The following is a 2,180-nucleotide window of genomic DNA, read 5'->3' as shown; positions in this document are numbered from 1 at the left end:
ACCGCCATCGTGTCGTGATCGGCAAGGATACGCGCCTGTCGGGCTATATGCTTGAACCCGCGCTCACAGCCGGTTTCACCTCGATGGGCATGGACGTATTCCTTTTTGGCCCGCTGCCGACAACGTAATAGGAAGAATAAACGCCCTTTTCACCCAAGTCCAAATTAATTTGCCGATTCCATAATCAGGGTGTATTACAATTCCATAGAGTTTTTCAATCCAGGTGGTTTAGCTGATAACTTAACGATTGATCAGCTTCTTCGTGAAGATTACTCGCCATGGGCGCGCAATAAAAGGATATCTGCCACGTTCAAAGAAGCGCATTTTATTGAAAAATATGGGTCAGGCATCAAACGAATCCAAGAAGGCTTCGCATCCTATGGTCTGCGTCCCCCTGTCTTTGAAAATTTCCAGCACGGTTTTCGAGTTATTGTCTCATCAAAGCTACTTTTCGAATCTAATGAGGGAGTAAGTGAGGGAGTAAATCTACTATTTAATCAGATAAGAACTAATCCAGGAAAGCGTGCACCATTTTTAGTAAACGAGCTATTAGTTCCTGTCAAGATAGTAGAGCGGTGGCTCAAAATCTTAAGAGATGATCATAAAATCGAGTTTCGAGGAGCTCCTAAAAGTGGAGGATACTGGCTAAAATAGAAATCAATGATACTCTTAAGTGGCACCAATCGAACTCCTATTTTAGCATTTAAAAAAGTATCCTCACATCATTTTATTGAACAATACCTAAGGCTGCTCTGGCGGCATTGATATGATTATCGTCGTTGCACTCTACCGCAAAAGCGCCATATGCTAATGGAGCTGCAGCAGCCCTCTCTATAGATTGTTCGTAGAGCCTATCCCATATCGTTCCGCCTTGTTTAGCATACTCCGTTATCAAACTCTTCAGGCTATCCTCTCCAAAAACCGATACGTGACCAGAAAAGTCCAGTGCAGGATCACCCATATGCGCAGTAGACCAATCTATGATACCAGAGGTCTTACCTTCCTTCGAGGTTAAGACATGCCCTGCATAGAGATCGCCATGGATGAAACAAGTGAATTCAGGCCACAAAGGGTCATTGTCCAACCATCTACGGTATCTGTTTTCCAACGGCTCGCTGATACCTATCTCAGATTTCACCAAGTGGATACGGTCAGCTATTTCGGTCCTCAATTCACTTGGAGTCATTATTTTCAAGTTGCTCTTTCTCACATCGTCAGCTGTAATACGATGTAATTCGGCCAATGATTTTGCCAGAGACTCCACATAAGCTATGCTATCGCGATCTATGTTCCAAGAAACCTCATGTGTTATCGCATCGAATGTCAGAGCAGGCGCATCCTCCAGTAAAGGGTAGGCTATTAGGCGCTCCGATACAATTTTCCAATCAGGGACATTGATCGACAGGTTTCTTTTGGCTAAATCCAATATTCTACTTTCATTTTCGATTTGTTCAAGCATATCGCTTCTTCGAGGTATACGGAGTACCCAGTTCTCACCGTTTACTTCCTTTACAAAGGCAACTCTAAAGTCGATGCCCATCTCATTGACGCTCATCTCTTCCGAAATTCTCAGCCCATGCTCTAGGGCTAATGTTTGCATATCTTCGATTGTCATTTCTATACTGTTTTCTTTTATTAAATTGGTACCAGTTCCCCCGACAGGACATTCTGAATGTCATATACAGGTGTAACACTTTACCCATATTCTTTTCGTATGGATAACACTTCCCATCAGGGAACAAAAATCTGATACATGAATTAATTGTGAGACAGTAGACCTACTGTCGCATTGAAGCCATCTCGGCGACTATTTGATTAGGAAAACCAAGGCTTTGCCATCATAGCCTTATCATAGAAGTATAACATAGTTGTAAAGATAGAAAATTATTTTTTATTCATCCATGATGTTATTATTTTATAATAACATCATCTAAACATGTCCTGTCGCTCTTTTGTGCTGTGATATTTCATACCTATTAACTGCTTTCGTTTGAATTATACGACGTTCTACTCACAATAGGGCAAGGGTTACTCATTCCGTAGGATGCGGTTCACGTATAGGAAGAATAAACGCCCTTTTCACCCAAGTCCAACAGCTTTGGACCGCAGTTGACTCTTTCGACACCCCTGCGATGCAACCCAATCCGGCTGACGGGGAGCCAGCAACGCTGAAAATTTAC

General features: G+C 42.5%; 2 protein-coding genes and 1 pseudogene. 2 read left to right on the top strand and 1 reads right to left on the bottom strand.

The window, feature by feature from the left end:
• Positions 1-122: pseudogene (locus tag FTT91_RS14420) on the top strand (hypothetical protein); the annotation flags it as partial.
• A 67-nt stretch (positions 123-189) separates the two neighbouring features.
• A complete protein-coding gene (locus tag FTT91_RS14415; RefSeq protein WP_071830580.1) occupies positions 190-654 on the top strand; it encodes an ATP-binding protein in 465 nt (154 codons plus the stop codon).
• A 73-nt stretch (positions 655-727) separates the two neighbouring features.
• Here the strand turns inward: FTT91_RS14415 and mph are convergent, their stop codons facing one another.
• Positions 728-1,615 (bottom strand): Mph(E)/Mph(G) family macrolide 2'-phosphotransferase, encoded by an 888-nt coding sequence (gene mph / locus FTT91_RS14410; RefSeq protein ID WP_071830579.1) that lies wholly within the window; start codon positions 1,613-1,615, stop codon positions 728-730.
• Between the last annotated feature and the right edge of the window lie 565 nt (positions 1,616-2,180).

Source organism: Acinetobacter sp. YH12021, from assembly GCF_013420145.1.
In the GTDB taxonomy this organism is placed as follows: Bacteria; Pseudomonadota; Gammaproteobacteria; order Pseudomonadales; family Moraxellaceae; genus Acinetobacter; species Acinetobacter towneri.
Note: the sequence above shows the minus strand (reverse complement) of the source record. Positions and strands in the feature narration are given on the sequence as shown.